Raw genomic sequence first — 15,629 nt, 5'->3', positions numbered from 1 at the left:
TCTACAATATGTGGTAATTTATGCTAATATTATATACATACTAGCATATTACCTTTTAATTTTCAATAGTAACACTTTGCATTTACGAAATTAGCTTCCATACAATCTAATTTTTATTTCTTAAAACAATTTTCTTATGTCCATAGGTTTTATAGAATTCCTATGTAATATTGAATATATTCATATCAGATACAAAATAAAAAAGAACTTCTTTATATTAAAAAAAGAAGTTCTTTTCCAGAAAATAATTCTATCTTTTATTCTTAATGCAAAACAATAAGGGTTTTTGACCTATATTGTTCCCCCGTTTTTAATACAGATGAGGGGAACCCCCTTTTGTTAGGTGCATCGGGGAAGCCTTGCGTCTCAAAGCATACCCCACTCCTTGCTGGATAAATAGCATTATTTTTACCTTTCATTGATAAATTTAAAAAATTTGCAGTATACATTTGCATCCCTGGTTGATCGGAAAAAATCTCCATCATAATACCCGATACCAACCCCCTTGCTTTAACAAAGGGACGTAAGCCATCCCCATGAATCACCCAGTTATGATCGTATCCCTTACCAAACTTAAGCTGATCATAATCCTCATCTATTCGGTCTAGAAGGAGATTAGGTTGCCTAAAATCCATGGGTGTATTATGAACTCCCCTAATTTTCCCCGTTGGCAACGCATTTTCATCATTTTCTGTAAAAGTGTCACCAAAGATTTGGACTTCATGTTCCTCCAGTGTACCAAAACTGTGACCATTCAAATTGAAATAGCTATGATTTGTTAAGTTTACGATGGTATCTTTATCCGTAGCTGCCTTGTATTCAATGGAAAGGCAATTTTCTTCGTCTAAATGATAGACAACTTCTGTTTCTAAGTTTCCAGGGTATCCCTCTTCGCCATCAAGGCTAGTATAAAATAAGTGCAAGGATTCATCCTTTTCCTCTGCCCTCCAAACCTTCCTGTCAAACCCTTCAACCCCTCCATGCAAATGATTTGGCCCATTATTTTTTACCAAATGATATGTTGTGTTATTTAATGGAAAAACCCCATTTCCGATTCGATTTGCAAATCTGCCTATAATGGCACCAATGTAGGCATCTTGTAACTCATAATTCTGAAGGTTATCAAAACCTAAAACAATGTCAATTCCTCGGAAAAAGAAAGACTGGATAATACCTCCATATGTCAATACGGATACCCTTGTGCCGCTCCTATTTACCAGGGTAAATCGATATACCTGCTGGTCGTATTGGGTATTTCCATAAAACTCTTTAAATATCACAGGCTATCTCACCTCTCCGCCGCAACTTTCTAGGAACCGTACAAAAAATTCTCGTCCCTTTTCCGTCACTTTAAAAACGCCAGCATCTTCCAAAACCTGAGCAAACACTGACCCAATTTCTTCCCTTAAAATAGAATCAATATTGTTTTTAGAAATATCACTATACTTATTTACGATTTCCTGTGCCCATGGTGCATGAATTGCTATCTTCTCATCTGCATACAAATCTGCTTTTGATAAAATTGCCTGCTTTACAAGCTCCATTTCCGTAAGTAGGCGCGCTGGCAATACCGCTAATCCCATGACTTCAATTAGACCAATATTTTCTTTTTTAATGTGATGCAACCTTTTATGAGGGTGATAAACCCCTAATGGATGCTCCTCTGTAGTAATGTTATTTCTCAAAACCAAGTCTAGCTCAAACTTTCCCTGTCGTTGCCTAGCAATGGGGGTTATTGTGTTGTGGGGTTCTCCATGGGTCTTTGCAAATATGAATGCCTCCTCATCTGAGTATCCTCTCCAACTTTGCAATATATGGTCTGCCAAATCAATAATCTGTTGCACATTTTCACTTTGCAGACGAATAACAGACATTGGCCAATTTACAATACCCCCAACAACATCTGAAAAACCATGAAACACGATGTTTTTTTCCATCTTCGCCCGCTCCATAGCAAAGGTATATTTTCCCCCTTGAAAATGATCGTGGGAAAGGATAGACCCTCCCACTATAGGCAAATCTGCATTTGAGCCCACAAAATAATGAGGTAAAAATTTGACAAAATCAAACATTTTCTCAAAGGTATTTCTATTTATCTTCATTGGTGTATGCTCACCACTAAATACAATGCAATGTTCATTATAATAAACGTAGGGTGAGTATTGAAAACACCAGGATTTTTCGCCAATTTGGATCGGAATAATTCGGTGATTTTGCCTTGCCGGGTGATTTACACGCCCGCCATATCCTTCGTTCTCTTTGCATAGCATACATTTGGGATACCCCGAAGGCGGAGCATTTTTCGCAGCTGCTATGGCTTTTGGATCTTTTTCCGGCTTCGAGAGATTAATTGTAATGTCCAACGCACCAAAGGGAGTTTGGGTTTTCCATCTGCGGTCTTTCTCTAGTCGATAACGTCGAATATAATCTGTATTTTGGCTAAATTCGTAATACCAATCTGTGGCTTTTTCCGGTGATTCTTTATAAAGCCTTAAAAACTTTGCAATGACCTCTCGAGGAAAAGGTATCAAAATTCCCATCAGTTTAGTGTCGAACAGATCTCTATAAACAATGCTGTCCTCTATCAATCCTTTTTCTACAGCATAATCCACCAGAGTTTTTAGGATTTTTTCTAAATTGTCTTCTGTCTTATCTTTCACTTCCACAAACTCATCTAAAGCTAAAGCTGATAGTAACGAATTGGTAACATAAACGCGGTCAAACTCCTCAATTAAACCTTTTTCTATTCCATAGGAAACCAAATCCCATATGGCCTTAAAAACCATTTTATCCCCTCCTTATTTTAAAAATCCATTAGGGTGGTTTTTATGCCACTTCCAGGCAGAAGAAATAATTTCTTCTAAACTATCATGGGTTGGATTCCATCCCAAAATATCCATGGCTTTTTTACTGGAGGCGATTAACTGGGCTGGATCCCCTGGTCGACGTTCTACTTCCTTGGCAGGAATAGGATGCCCTGTGGCTTTTCTTGCTGTTTCCACTACTTCTTTTACAGAAAAACCAATACCATTTCCCAAGTTGAAAATATCACTTTTACCACCATTTTCAAGATAATCTACCGCCAAAATATGAGCTATGGCTAAATCAGTCACATGAATATAATCGCGAATACAAGTACCATCTGGTGTAGGATAGTCATTCCCATAAATGCTAATATACTCCCTTTGCCCATTGGGCACCTGAAGTATTAACGGCACCAAATGACTTTCAGGGCTATGTGCCTCCCCGATTTTTCCGCTATCATGGGCACCGCAAGCGTTAAAGTAGCGTAATGACACATACCGAATTCCATGAGCCTGGGCCACCCAGTGAAACATTTTTTCCATGGCAAGCTTTGTTTCGCCATAAGGGTTTGTTGGTTTTGTTCGGTCACTTTCCATAATGGGCATTTGCTCTGGCTCACCATAGGTTGCTGCAGTTGAGGAAAAAACAATCTTGTCCACTCCATTTTCTACCATGCACTCTAAAAAGTCCCTGGTTTTACAAAGATTGTTTTCATAATATTTTAGGGGTTGGGTAACACTTTCCCCCACCAACGAATATGCTGCAAAATGAATTACCGAACAAATTTTTTCTTTTTGAAAAACGCCATTTATAAATTTCTTATCGCTTATATCACCCTTATAAAATCTGGCTTTGGGGTGAACTGCTGCTGCATAACCCGTTTCCAAGTTATCCACAACAACCACATCCCGCCCCTCTTCACAAAGGGCATACACAGTATGGGAGCCAATATATCCCGCTCCACCTAAAACTAAAATCGCCATATTTTATCCCTCCTTTGTTAACTCAACTCCGCCAGCCATGCGGATAGAAAGTACATGGCAACTTCCCGCACCAACCATAGCTTCCATTCCGTTTTTAAAGTCAGCCAGTAATTCATTGGGCACAAATGCCTGAACAGTTCCGGCAAAACCACCACCATGAACACGGAAGGCACCTTTGCCACCAAGCAAAATGTCACATGCCATCAATGCATATAAAACCTCTTGGTTTTGCACGCTTCCTTCCACAGATACATTCTGCAAATACATGAGTGAGGAAATGCCCGATTCATTTACAAGAGATAAAAAATCATGAAATTTTCCTTGAGATAGACTCTGAGCCTCCTCAATTGCCCTTTGATTATCTCTAAAAAAATGCAATGCTCGAAAAACAACTCTATCACCAAATTGACTTCTTATTTCTGCAAGATTGGCAACAAACTGCTTAGGATCGGCATCCCGTAAAACCTTAACCCCCAACCTTTGGGCAACCCATCCCATCTCCATAGGTATTGCCGAATATTGATCAGACAAATCAGCATGGTCTGCCCCCGAATCAACAATACAAAGGCTATATCCCCATTCTTTAAAATGGAAATTTAATTTTTTTACAACCGGCATCTCAATATTATGAAAATCTATGGCCACTACACCGCCTACCGCAGAAGCCGTTTGATCCATCAACCCACTCATTTTCCCAAAGTATTTATTCTCTGCGTATTGCCCAATGCGAGCAATTTCCACTGGAGAAATCTCCCCTTTGCAAAACAAACCATTCATAACGGTACCCAAAAGGACTTCAAAGGCCGCCGAGGAAGAAAGCCCAGAGCCTTTCAAAACATTGGACGTGGCAAACAAATCAAATCCTTCCAACTGATAGCCCAGCTCTGTAATCCTTGCCGCCACACCACGTATTAAAGATTTAGAAGTGTTTCGTTCTCCTTCTTTCACGTCCAGATCCTGTATATTTACTTCATCAGGAGGAAAACCCTCAGACAGCACCCGAATTGTATTTGTTCCATTGGGCAATGCCGCTGCTAAAATATCCAGATCCACTGCCGCTGCCAACACACACCCATGTTGATGATCCGTGTGATTACCCCCAATTTCCGTTCGTCCAGGGGCACTGAAAATTCTGGGGTTTTTATTATTAAAGCTCTTCTGAAATCCATTAATAACCCTTTGGATTCTATTTTCATAATAAACCTTATCTTTTTCAAACCTTGGATACGCATCTAGCAAAACCTTCTCATCTATTGTATAAACTCCCATTTTTTCTCCTTTCATCAGCGGCTCACAATTGCATAAAGGATGGCCGCCACTAAGGCCAATGCCACTACACCAATCATCTTGTCCATGGTGCTTAAATCAACATCTATTTTATCATACAGATTATATTTTGCCTTGGCTATCCGATCCTCAGCCTTTTTAATCATGCTTTCTTTTTCAGCAAGTTCCTTTTCCTTTAATTCAATTTCCTGTTGTTTTTGTTCTAGCACCTCAGCAGATAAGGCGATTTCATTTCTATCTTGATTATCCATAGGCTCCCCCATCTTTTATTGGCAAAATTCCCCCCGAAACAAATCCGGAGGGAATCATGAATATCATGTTTCCTCCCTAGCATTGTAAAGAGGACCATTACTTTTTGGCAATATATTTTCTAACGTCAATGGCTACTGCAAGAATGATAATCAACCCTTTGATTACATATTGTAAATAAGCGTTAACTCCCAAGTAATATAAACTATAATTGATCACCTGTAAAATAATTACACCGATCAATACCCCAGGGATGGTACCAACACCGCCGGAGAAGGAAACACCGCCAATAACACACCCAGAAATAGCATCCAAATCGTAGTTCAAACCTGTGGCTGTGGTAACACTCTGAATACGGCCTGCTTCTAAGAACGCAGCAATACCATAAAGTACGCCGGCAACCAAGTAAACCATCATTATATTTTTTGCAACATTTACACCAGAAACAGCAGCTGCCTCAGTATTACCACCGATGGCGAACATATTCTTCCCTAATGTTGTTTTATTCCAAATTACCCACATTACAATTGCGCAAAGAATCAAAAACCATACAAGGTTTGGAACACCCCAAAACTTTCCATTCACCAGACTGATGTATCTGGGGTCCAAACTGGCTATTGGCTGAGCGCCACCCTTTTGGCTGTCAATATACAAACACAATACACCGTAAGCAATGAGCTGAGTACCTAAGGAAATAATAAATGCATGCATATGAAGCTTTGCAACACCAAAACCATTGATTAAACAAAAACCAACGCAAACTGCTATTGATAAAAACAAAGGAATTATCATAGGCAATGGTTCAGTAATTTGTGGATACATACGAGAAGCATATGTCACGCTTTGCAATAAAGATGCTGAAATGGCAGCACCACAGCCTAAAATACGCCCTGCGGAAAGATCTGTACCAGCAAGAACAATCATTCCGGCAACGCCCAACGCCAAAATACCTCTTGTAGATGCCTGGGAAAGTATTTTCCACATATTATTCATAGATAGGAATGAGCTATCCGCAATAACAACGCCGATAATCATAATACCCAAAATTAGATAAAGGGCGTAATCTAATAAAATCACATTCCACTTTTTTGTTTTATCCATACTATCTTACCTCCCTTTATACAAACTGTGCCGCCAGGCGCATAATTTCTTCTTGGCTTGCATCCTTTATGTCCAAAACACCTGCAACACGCCCGTTACTCATGACCATGATACGGTCACAAATACCTAAAAGCTCCGGCATTTCAGAGGATACCATCATAACACTTTTACCCTCGTTGGCAAGGTCTAAAATCAACTGATAGATTTCGTATTTGGCACCAACGTCAATTCCACGAGTCGGTTCATCCAAAAGTAGAATGTCTGGCTTGGTTAATAGCCATCTACCTAAGATAACCTTTTGTTGATTACCGCCAGAAAGAGTTCTAATATGGGTTCTTTGGTTAGGTGTCTTTACACGCATACTATCAATAACCCATTTGGTATCGCCTTTCATCTTTCCATCCGAAAGAAAAGGGCCCGCCTTATAACTTTTCAAATTGGCAATTACGGAGTTAAATGTAATACTCATTCCGGCAAAAATGCCTGTTGCACGGCGTTCTTCCGTTAACATGGCAAAGCCATTTTGAATTGCTTCTTTTGGCGACTTATTCTCTATTACCTTACTATCTTTGGTAATTTCCCCTGATCCTCGATGGGCAATACCAAAGATTAATTCCATCAGCTCAGTACGACGGCTACCCACTAACCCCGCAATGCCCAAAACCTCACCTTTTCGAAGTTCAAAGCTTACATCCTGGCAGCTGGGAGTATACCTTCCAGAAAGGTTCTTCACTTCCATAACCACATCTCCAGGAACATTGGTTTTGGGAGGAAAACGCTCGGTTAGGTCACGCCCCACCATCAGTTTAATAATTTTATCTGTTGTCAAGTCTTCTGCATTTTCCGTTGCTATCCACTTGCCATCTCGCATGATAGTCACTTCATCGGAAATACGAAGGATTTCTTCCATCTTATGGCTAATATAAACCATGGCAACGCCTTTATTGCGTAATTTATTAATAATCTCAAAAAGATGCTCTACCTCCTCATGTGTCAAGGATGACGTTGGTTCGTCAAGCACCAGAATTTTCGCATTATAAGATACCGCTTTTGCAATTTCAACCATCTGGCGCTGGGATACACTTAGCTTACCAATGATTGTTTTCGGATTTACGGGTATATCCAAATCATCAAAAACTTTTTTCGTTTCTTCATACATGGTTTTATGGCTTATGATTCCACCTGTTTTGGGGAAACGGCCCAACCAGATATTTTCCATAACACTGCGTTTTAAAACTTGATTTAACTCTTGGTGTACCATTGCCACACCATTATCCAATGCATTTTTGGGGCCTGAAAAGTGAATTTTCTCCCCTTCGATTTTTATTTCACCAGCATCTTCTTTATATATACCAAATAAGCATTTCATTAATGTTGACTTACCTGCTCCGTTTTCTCCCATCAAAGCGTGGACGGTGCCCGGACGTAGCTTAAGCATAGCTTGATCCAACGCCTTAACCCCCGGAAATTGTTTTTCAATTCCCGTCATTTCCAATACATACTCATGTTGTCCTTCACTCATTGCAATTCACCACGCTTTCTTTTATTGCAGAACGCACAGTGGAGAACCCCCACTGTGCGTTCTTAATTTGAAATGTTCTGTTACTTCAAAAGAAAGATTATTCTCCAGTATAAGGTGCGTAAGGAATACGAACTGCTACGCCGGATTCATCAAAAGCATAATCTGTGCCTTCTAAGAATTCAGCACCATTAGCCAAGTTCAATACTACCGCCGCAATAGCATTACCCATGGCAACACCATCCTGAAGTACGGTTGCACTCATTGTGCCCTGGGAAATCGCTTCTTTTGCTGCATCAGTTGCATCTACACCAACAACAGGGATGAATTTTGCACCTTCAGCACCTGTGTTGTAGCCAATGTTAGAAAGGGCCGCGATACAACCAATTGCCATACCATCGTTATTAGCAATTACCAATTCAATCTTGCCTTCGTTAGAAGCAAGCATAGCTTCCATTGCTTTCTGAGCTGTTTCTGTATCCCAGTTACATACCTGAGTCTGACCAACCTGTTCCATCTGAACGCCATTTGCAACAGCCTGCTCTACGCTATACTGTGTACGTGCGATTGCTTCAGGGTTGTCAGGTTCGCCCTGGAACATTACATACTGAACTTTACCATCACCATTCAAGTCATATTCAGGGTGAGCGTCAAACAAATCTTTGATGATATCGCCCTGCATCTTACCAGCATCCGCTGCATTGGTACCAATGAAGCAAGCTTTTTCGAAAGATTTCACTACATCCGTATCAGGTTCTCTGTTGAAGAATACAGTAGGAATGCCTGCTGTTTTTGCTTTTTCAACTACCCCACTTGCTGCCTTTGCATCAACCATGTTAACTGCAAGTACGTCAACGCCCTTTTCGATTAAAACATCTAACTGGTCGTTTTGTGTGGCCTGATCGCCTTTACCATCTTGCATGATTACATCAGCTTTACCGTCCAATGCTTCTTGCAAAGCATTTCTAACGGTAGAGATGTATGTATCATCATACTTGTAGATCAATACACCTACCTTTGGCAATTCTGCGGAATCTGTCCCTCCAGCTTCACCACTGCTACTGCTGTTTCCACAAGCCGCCAAGCCCAGCATCATAACAGATGCCATAAGCAACGCAAAAAATCTTTTCTTCATGTTTTACTCCTCCTCTTGGTTTTGTCCTCTTGCGTGACAATAATTTCATTCTTTTCGACAACGGAACCAACCGATTTTCCCTTCCATGTGTCGATAGTCATATTATAACAAAGGGTTTTTAAAGGATACATATAATTTTTTTCACATAGTCTTAAAATTTCTTTGATTTTATCGGCAAAAATGACAAAAAACGATGTGATATCATTCATATTATGTTATTAATAGTTAACTTTTGTACTATTTATTTTTCATAAAATAATATGGCTAAATAGATTGCTCCCTTTACAAAACCACCATTATATAAATTATTGTTGTAAGATCAAAGAGTATTCTTTCCCGCAAACAAAAAAACATCCCTGTATAGGGATGTTTTTAAAAATTATTGTATTTTATTTTAACACCTTAACATAAAGGGATCTGACAATGGAAACTCAAATCGTTCCATGCAAGGGCAAACAATGCAAATCAATATCTATGGGGAAATAATAAACAGCTTATTATTTTTCTTTTAGCCAAAAACATTTGACCCTATAATAAAAGAGTATTACAATCAAGTTACAAAGATAAAAACACAGTTCCGGTTGGTAGTCCGGACGCAGCAACGCTGTCAGTAACCTGCCTCCTTGGTTGTCCCTTCTTTGTTATTGCAAATCAAAGGAGGAATCAGTATGGAGAAGATTCGTTTTACAGTGACACTTTGATTCAGGAACCCTTTTGGGTCGGAATATACGAAAGGGAAAGCAACAAAAAATATGAGGTTTGTAGAATCATATTTGGGCCAGAACCAAAAGACTATGAGGTACACGACTTTTTATTGAAAAACTTCGGAAAGCTAAGGTTTAGTCCCTCCATCAATGCAGCACCCCTAGTAAAACAACGTATCAACCCCAAAAGAAGGCAACAACAAGTTAAAAAGGAAATGCAAAACTCCGGGATTGGTACAAAAGCACAACAGGCTCTAAAGCTTCAACTAGAACAGAAAAAAACAGAACAAAAAAAACCACCCGGGAACAGCGGAAGGCTGAAAAAGACCGACAGTTTTAATTAAAACAACAAAAACGAATAGAAAAACACAGAGGTCATTAACCTCTGTGTTTTTCTAGCCTAACGAGGTACTGATTTTTTTGATTAAAGGAACTCTTACATACCTTTGCTGAGTAAGCTCTAACTTATCAGATAGAGAACCTTTCATCGCTAAATCCGCTGCAATGCGCAAAACCGCCTGTCCTTGCTCCTTACTATTGCAATCCACAGTTGCCCAAAGGGCTCCCTCATCCAGGGCCTGTATGCCTACATCCGTTGCATCTATGCCGAAAACTGCCGCCTTTATGCTAGTTTTACTCAAAATATCCAGTGCCCCCAATGCCATATCATCGTTATTACAAAGAACCAATTCTATGTCATCACCATAACTCTCTATCCATTGCTCCATCAAATCCGATGCCCGCTTGCGGTTCCAGTCTGCTGTTTCAGAAGCAAGTTTATGTAATGGCACTCCCATGTTAACAATTGTCTGCAAAGAGTAGTCCGAACGCATAATGGCATCCTGATGGCCCATCTCTCCTTCAAGCATCACATATTGCAGCACACCGTCTCCATTCTTATCCATCAGCTTAGGGTAATTCTGATAACATTCTACCACTGCTTGACCTTGTAGAACTGCACTTTGCTTTGCATCCGATCCAACATAATACACCATATCCCGACGCATAATATCCTCGGCAACAGGCTCCCTATTAAAAAAAACAATGGGCACATCCTCGCCCTCAAAAACCCCCAGGTCAACGATGGCTGCAGCATTTGTTCTGTCTACCAGATTAACACAAATGGCATCATATCCCATTTCAACATAGCGTTTTACCTGTTCATTTTGCGTTCGCTGGCTCCCATTTGCAACAGATACATTTAAGATAACGTTTACCCCAGTCTCTTCTTCATAATTTAGGGCTTCCTGTTCCATGGCGCTTAAAATTTTTTCCACAAAAGTGTCGTTTTCCAAGTACAAAGATACCCCTATTTGAATACTTTTTGTTTGTTGTTCTTGGTCAAAATAAAACCAGATAGATACCATTAAAAAAACTAAAATTACACTTATAAAGTTATAGCTTCGTTTTCTATTTCTCATCTTGTCCCCCTTTTAGACATAAGGAAAAATAAAAGTCTCTATTTCTGGCAGATACATATTGATGGGGGTAACCAAAGCACTTTCAACAGCGAATACCTCTTTCCTAGCATCCTCTTTTTTTACCAATCCAGCCACCTTGCTTAAGGCCAAATATCCCGCTTCATAACTGCGCTGTACCACCAACCCGCTAATATACCCCTCCTCAAGACAATCTCTAACGCTTAACCCCCATCCAAGACCATAAAGGGGTAATACTATCTTGCTTTTTTGGCAACTGTCCGCCAGGGCCTTTAGTACCATAAAATCAGCAGACACTAATATATTTTTATTTTGTACTGCCATTCCCTTAACCAGTGTATCGGCGGAACTTAACTCATTAATTTTCACCAATCTTACCTGAACTCCCTGCTCCAAAAGCCTTCTACTCAACTCCTCATGGATACTTTTTTCCTTTTCATATACACCATTACGCTCAATTAACGCCACATCCTGCCCCTCAGTTCTTGCATCCATAACTGCCTGCATCAACAACGTAATCTCTTCTTCCCTGTCCACGGAAACTTCCCCTCGCACTCTAGGTGCATCCAAACTCATATTCCACAGGATAACAGGCATACCAACAGGAATTTCAGAAATAATAGCCTCTGCCAGTTCTTTATTGTTGCAATTTAAAATCAGTCCCACAGAGCCATTATCTATTTCTTTTTGCAGCAGCAACTTAATTTCCTCAACCGCCTCATAATTTGAAATATAGCTTAGGTTGACATCCATATTCCAATCCATAGCACCTTTTGTAATACCCATTTTAAAATTCTCATCACATTCTGAGTTTACTGCGTCAACAAGGACAGTCAGTTTATATGACTTTTCTTGACGCTCTTTTAGGATCAAATCTGTTGAAGATGCCAATAGAAAAAATGATAAAAGGATCATGTCGATAATGACAATAACGAAAATTTTTCTTTTTTTCACCTCAATCCAACCCCCTCTGACGTAATGAATCATAGGCAATGGCAGGAATTTTAACTCTCACTTCCGTTCCTTCATCAGGCTCAGAAACAATAGAAACATCATATGCATCTCCAAAAACAAGGCGTATTCTCTCTCTAACATTTTTGAGCCCAACACCTGCCCCCTTCTCTGAGCAAATTTCCATTCCACCCATCAATTTCACCACTTGATCACGAGTCATGCCACAACCATTATCTTGAATAAGGAATAATAAATCTTTCCCTTGGCGCAAAACAGAAATCCTAATTACACCATCCCCATCCATAAATTCCATGGCATGATAAACAGCATTTTCTACGATTGGCTGTAGAATCAATTTTATGGTGCCTAATGACTCTACCCCCTCCTCCAGATAAAATTCATAGGAAAATCGATTTTTGAATCTCATCTCTTGTATCATTAGGTAATTCCGTACGTGCTCTATCTCATCCTGCACGGTAATAACCGTACGCCCACGGCTTAAACTTATACGAAAAAACCTAGCCAGGGCTGTAACAACATTTACTGCATCATCTTTTTTTCCGTTTTCAATCATCCAGACAATGATATCCAAAGTGTTATATAAAAAATGGGGATTGATTTGATTCTGTAAAGCCATCAGTTCGCTCTTTCGCTTTGCCTCATGCTCCTTAACAATATCCTCCATAAGCCTTTTTAGATTGTTTTTCATCTTATCTATGGCCCGTCCCAGATGCCATACTTCATAAAAACCTGAAGGTTCTATATCCGTATCCAAATTTCCCGCTTCGATTTGATTCACAGCTTCTTCTAATCGACCCATAGGTGCTGAAACCCGCTTAGACAAAAACGAGTTGATTACAACAATGATACTTAGAAAAAATAATGTTAAAAATGCTATAAACATACTACTTTTAAATGTGTTTAGAGCGATTCCGTCTGTTTGCGTTACACCCACAATCTTCCAACCTGTATAGCCCACGGTTTTGACAAAATACTCCCCTTGCTTCCCCTCTTTATTTTTTACAATCCTAGTGGTGGTTATGTTATCTAAATCCATTGCTTCCTCCATATAACCACTTTGTACCAGCTCTTGGTGAGGGTGATAAATAATACTACCATCTGCATCTGTGAGATAAAGATAGGACCCACCCCCCAACAGAATATTGCTAAAAATATCATGAAAGTCATTATGTCTTAGTTGTATTAACAAAATTCCTCTTTCCATATGATCTCCAATGGTCATCTGAACAATCCTTGTCATAGGTACCACACGGGTATACTCTTGGCGGCTTGGTTCAAATAAATGGGCAACCTCAGGTTTTCCCAGACAAATATTTTCTTCACTGGATAAGGTATCCCAATACCAGTCCTCTCTTTTGATATTAGTATTTTTTGCCATCTTTCCTGCTGGTGCCGACTCCAACAAACGTCCATCCATGGAAAATAATGCAATTCTCTCAATATGATCTTTATTGGTATCGTACATCAACTGAAAGGATTCTGTTACCGACTCTGTCTCCATGTCCGTCTTCTTAATTACGCTATAATATAGAGAATCCGAAATTTTCATCATGTTTCGTAGGTGGTTGCTAAAGCTATAACTGGCTTGCTCCATTAAAAATTGATTTTCCTCCCGAAAGGTTTCCTTAATCTGTGCCAAAAAACGCCCATAAAAAGAAATACCCATAATTATGGCCGTGGCTACCGCCGTGGCCGTGAAAGAAAACCAAATTACCTGTTTTAGCTCAGGCCTTCTTCCTCGCCTGTTAATCCATTGTTGAACCAATTCTTTGACTCTGCTATTTAGACTCAAAGGATTTCACCTCATTTCCCTCGGAACTTATTGGGTGATACACCATAGCGTTTTTTAAATACATAGCTAAAATAATTGGGTTCATCATACCCAACCTTAGCAGCAATCATATAAGTCTTATAATCCGTATCTTTTAATAACTCTGCAGCTTTTTCTAATCGAACTCCTGTCAAATACGATGTATAGCTTTCTCCAACTTCCCGTTTGAAAACTGTAGAAAAATAGGCAGTGCTCATATGCAAATGACCACAAAGTGTCTCCAAAGACAATTCTGTATTAGCGTAGTTCTCGGCAATATATCGCTTTGCTTCTCTGATTAAAGCCCTTGTACTTCCAACCCTCTCCTTTGCTAAGCAAGCACTAATAGAAAAACAGATATTTTCTAGCCATTGAAAAAGAGCATCTGCCGTTGTAACACCAGAAATAACACCGTTGTAATCTGCAAACTCTCCAAATATCAATGCCTCGTCTAACTCATACTTTTGCACCACTCTTAAAACGGCATTTAAAATTCCGATAACATATGCTTGAATTCCACTATGGCTTACGGCTCCAGTTTTCATTTTTTGTGCTATACTTTCAACGCAAGAAATAATTGCCTCCTCATCGCCAAATCGTAAAGAGTAGTTTAAAACCGCCTCAGCCTTTTCATCCAAACGCATGATTGCTTCTCGAACAGGCTCTACGTCATTAATATAAATTACATCCCCCGCAAGTTTGCTATACTCCACAGCCTCCCTTGCACCACTATAGCTTACCTCCATCTCCTCCAAACGGTTAACCACGGTACCAATGCCAATGGTTAGGGGTTGCTTTAAGATTCTCTTGCTCTCGCGGCATACATCCTCTAATACTGACATGAGTCCAGACAGGCTTTTTTCGCTCCTCATAGCAACAATGCCACATAAACCCGATGGTCGCTGAAATGTTGCAAAGCTGCCCCAGTTGGCAAGCTTTTCATCTATTAGATTTCGTATAGAGACTGTTAATAACCCATCTCCTTGTAGCCCGTTTAGCTCTGTAACCCCTTTTCTCATATTTAGTTTTATCACAACCCAGTAGTTTCCCTTAAGCAGTGGTAGATCATATTCTTCCATATAGGAGGCAATTTCTTCCCCTCTAACCTTCCCTTTTACCAAATTCCCAAGAAAATTTTCTCGAAGGATAGAAAGGTTTTTATAATAACTTTCTTTTAAAGCCTTTTCTCCCCTTAAACGTTCAATCTCGTCATCAAGGTTTTTTCTGACTCTTTTTAATATCTCAACAAGCTCCTTTGCATTCACTGGTTTTAAAATATACTCTGAGATATTTAGGGAAATAGCCTGTTTTGCATAATCAAAATCGTCATATCCGGAAAATATAATAATCTTCATGGACGGGCGTATTTTCCTAATCTGATCCGCTAAAGCTAGACCATCCATATAGGGCATACGAATATCTGTAAGAACAACATCCGGCTCATAAATTTCTACCTTTTCTAAGGCATCTAGCCCATTTTCCGCATCTCCTATCACCGTGAAACCCACTTTTTCCCACTCTATTTTTTTAATTATGCTGGTACGAACCTCTTCTTCGTCGTCCACCAGCAAAATTTTATAAGGCTCGTACATTTTTCCCTCCTTAAAACCTAAGTTCCAGGT

12 protein-coding genes and 1 pseudogene are annotated in these 15,629 nt (G+C 39.6%); 1 reads left to right on the top strand and 12 read right to left on the bottom strand.

The window, feature by feature from the left end:
* Positions 1 to 263: 263 nt before the first annotated feature.
* From ABVZ64_RS07055 to ABVZ64_RS07020, 8 genes are all read right to left on the bottom strand, one after another.
* Positions 264 to 1,280: an aldose epimerase family protein gene (locus ABVZ64_RS07055; protein WP_352400327.1), complete on the bottom strand. Its 1,017-nt coding sequence runs from the start codon at positions 1,278 to 1,280 to the stop codon at positions 264 to 266.
* A 3-nt stretch (positions 1,281 to 1,283) separates the two neighbouring features.
* Complete coding sequence (galT, locus tag ABVZ64_RS07050; protein ID WP_352400326.1) at positions 1,284 to 2,786, bottom strand: UDP-glucose--hexose-1-phosphate uridylyltransferase; 1,503 nt, start codon at positions 2,784 to 2,786, stop codon at positions 1,284 to 1,286.
* 12 nt (positions 2,787 to 2,798) lie between these two features.
* A complete protein-coding gene (gene galE, locus ABVZ64_RS07045) occupies positions 2,799 to 3,788 on the bottom strand; it encodes a UDP-glucose 4-epimerase GalE (RefSeq protein WP_352400325.1) in 990 nt (329 codons plus the stop codon).
* Between the two features lie 3 nt (positions 3,789 to 3,791).
* Positions 3,792 to 5,057, bottom strand: a complete 1,266-nt coding sequence (locus ABVZ64_RS07040; RefSeq protein ID WP_352400324.1) for a galactokinase — start codon at positions 5,055 to 5,057, stop codon at positions 3,792 to 3,794.
* Positions 5,058 to 5,071: 14 nt separating this feature from the next.
* Positions 5,072 to 5,326 carry a hypothetical protein gene (locus ABVZ64_RS07035; RefSeq protein WP_352400323.1) on the bottom strand — a complete coding sequence of 85 codons (255 nt, stop codon included), beginning with the start codon at positions 5,324 to 5,326 and terminating at the stop codon, positions 5,072 to 5,074.
* 97 nt (positions 5,327 to 5,423) lie between these two features.
* A complete protein-coding gene (locus tag ABVZ64_RS07030; protein WP_352400322.1) occupies positions 5,424 to 6,425 on the bottom strand; it encodes an ABC transporter permease subunit in 1,002 nt (333 codons plus the stop codon).
* A 16-nt stretch (positions 6,426 to 6,441) separates the two neighbouring features.
* Positions 6,442 to 7,947, bottom strand: a complete 1,506-nt coding sequence (gene mglA / locus ABVZ64_RS07025; protein ID WP_352400321.1) for a galactose/methyl galactoside ABC transporter ATP-binding protein MglA — start codon at positions 7,945 to 7,947, stop codon at positions 6,442 to 6,444.
* A gap of 97 nt (positions 7,948 to 8,044) precedes the next feature.
* The gene (locus ABVZ64_RS07020; protein ID WP_352400320.1) at positions 8,045 to 9,079 is read right to left on the bottom strand and encodes a galactose ABC transporter substrate-binding protein; all 1,035 of its coding nucleotides are present in this window, start codon (positions 9,077 to 9,079) and stop codon (positions 8,045 to 8,047) included.
* Between the two features lie 697 nt (positions 9,080 to 9,776).
* Here ABVZ64_RS07020 and ABVZ64_RS07015 point away from each other — a divergent pair.
* Positions 9,777 to 10,123 (top strand): annotated as a pseudogene (locus ABVZ64_RS07015) (YjdF family protein).
* A 55-nt stretch (positions 10,124 to 10,178) separates the two neighbouring features.
* Here ABVZ64_RS07015 and ABVZ64_RS07010 read toward each other — a convergent pair.
* Genes ABVZ64_RS07010 through ABVZ64_RS06995 form a run of 4 tightly spaced genes read right to left on the bottom strand, consistent with a single transcriptional unit; the run spans position 10,179 to position 15,599 of the window.
* The gene (locus tag ABVZ64_RS07010; RefSeq protein WP_352400319.1) at positions 10,179 to 11,204 is read right to left on the bottom strand and encodes a galactose ABC transporter substrate-binding protein; all 1,026 of its coding nucleotides are present in this window, start codon (positions 11,202 to 11,204) and stop codon (positions 10,179 to 10,181) included.
* 12 nt (positions 11,205 to 11,216) lie between these two features.
* Entirely contained in the window at positions 11,217 to 12,176 is a 960-nt protein-coding gene (locus ABVZ64_RS07005; protein ID WP_352400318.1) for a hypothetical protein, read from the bottom strand.
* Position 12,177: 1 nt separating this feature from the next.
* Positions 12,178 to 13,989 carry a sensor histidine kinase gene (locus tag ABVZ64_RS07000; RefSeq protein ID WP_352400317.1) on the bottom strand — a complete coding sequence of 604 codons (1,812 nt, stop codon included), beginning with the start codon at positions 13,987 to 13,989 and terminating at the stop codon, positions 12,178 to 12,180.
* An 11-nt stretch (positions 13,990 to 14,000) separates the two neighbouring features.
* The gene (locus ABVZ64_RS06995) at positions 14,001 to 15,599 is read right to left on the bottom strand and encodes a response regulator (RefSeq protein WP_352400316.1); all 1,599 of its coding nucleotides are present in this window, start codon (positions 15,597 to 15,599) and stop codon (positions 14,001 to 14,003) included.
* Between the last annotated feature and the right edge of the window lie 30 nt (positions 15,600 to 15,629).

It is taken from the genome of Anaerotignum sp. (assembly GCF_040307045.1).
In the GTDB taxonomy this organism is placed as follows: Bacteria; Bacillota; Clostridia; order Lachnospirales; family Anaerotignaceae; genus Chakrabartyella.
Note: the sequence above shows the minus strand (reverse complement) of the source record. Positions and strands in the feature narration are given on the sequence as shown.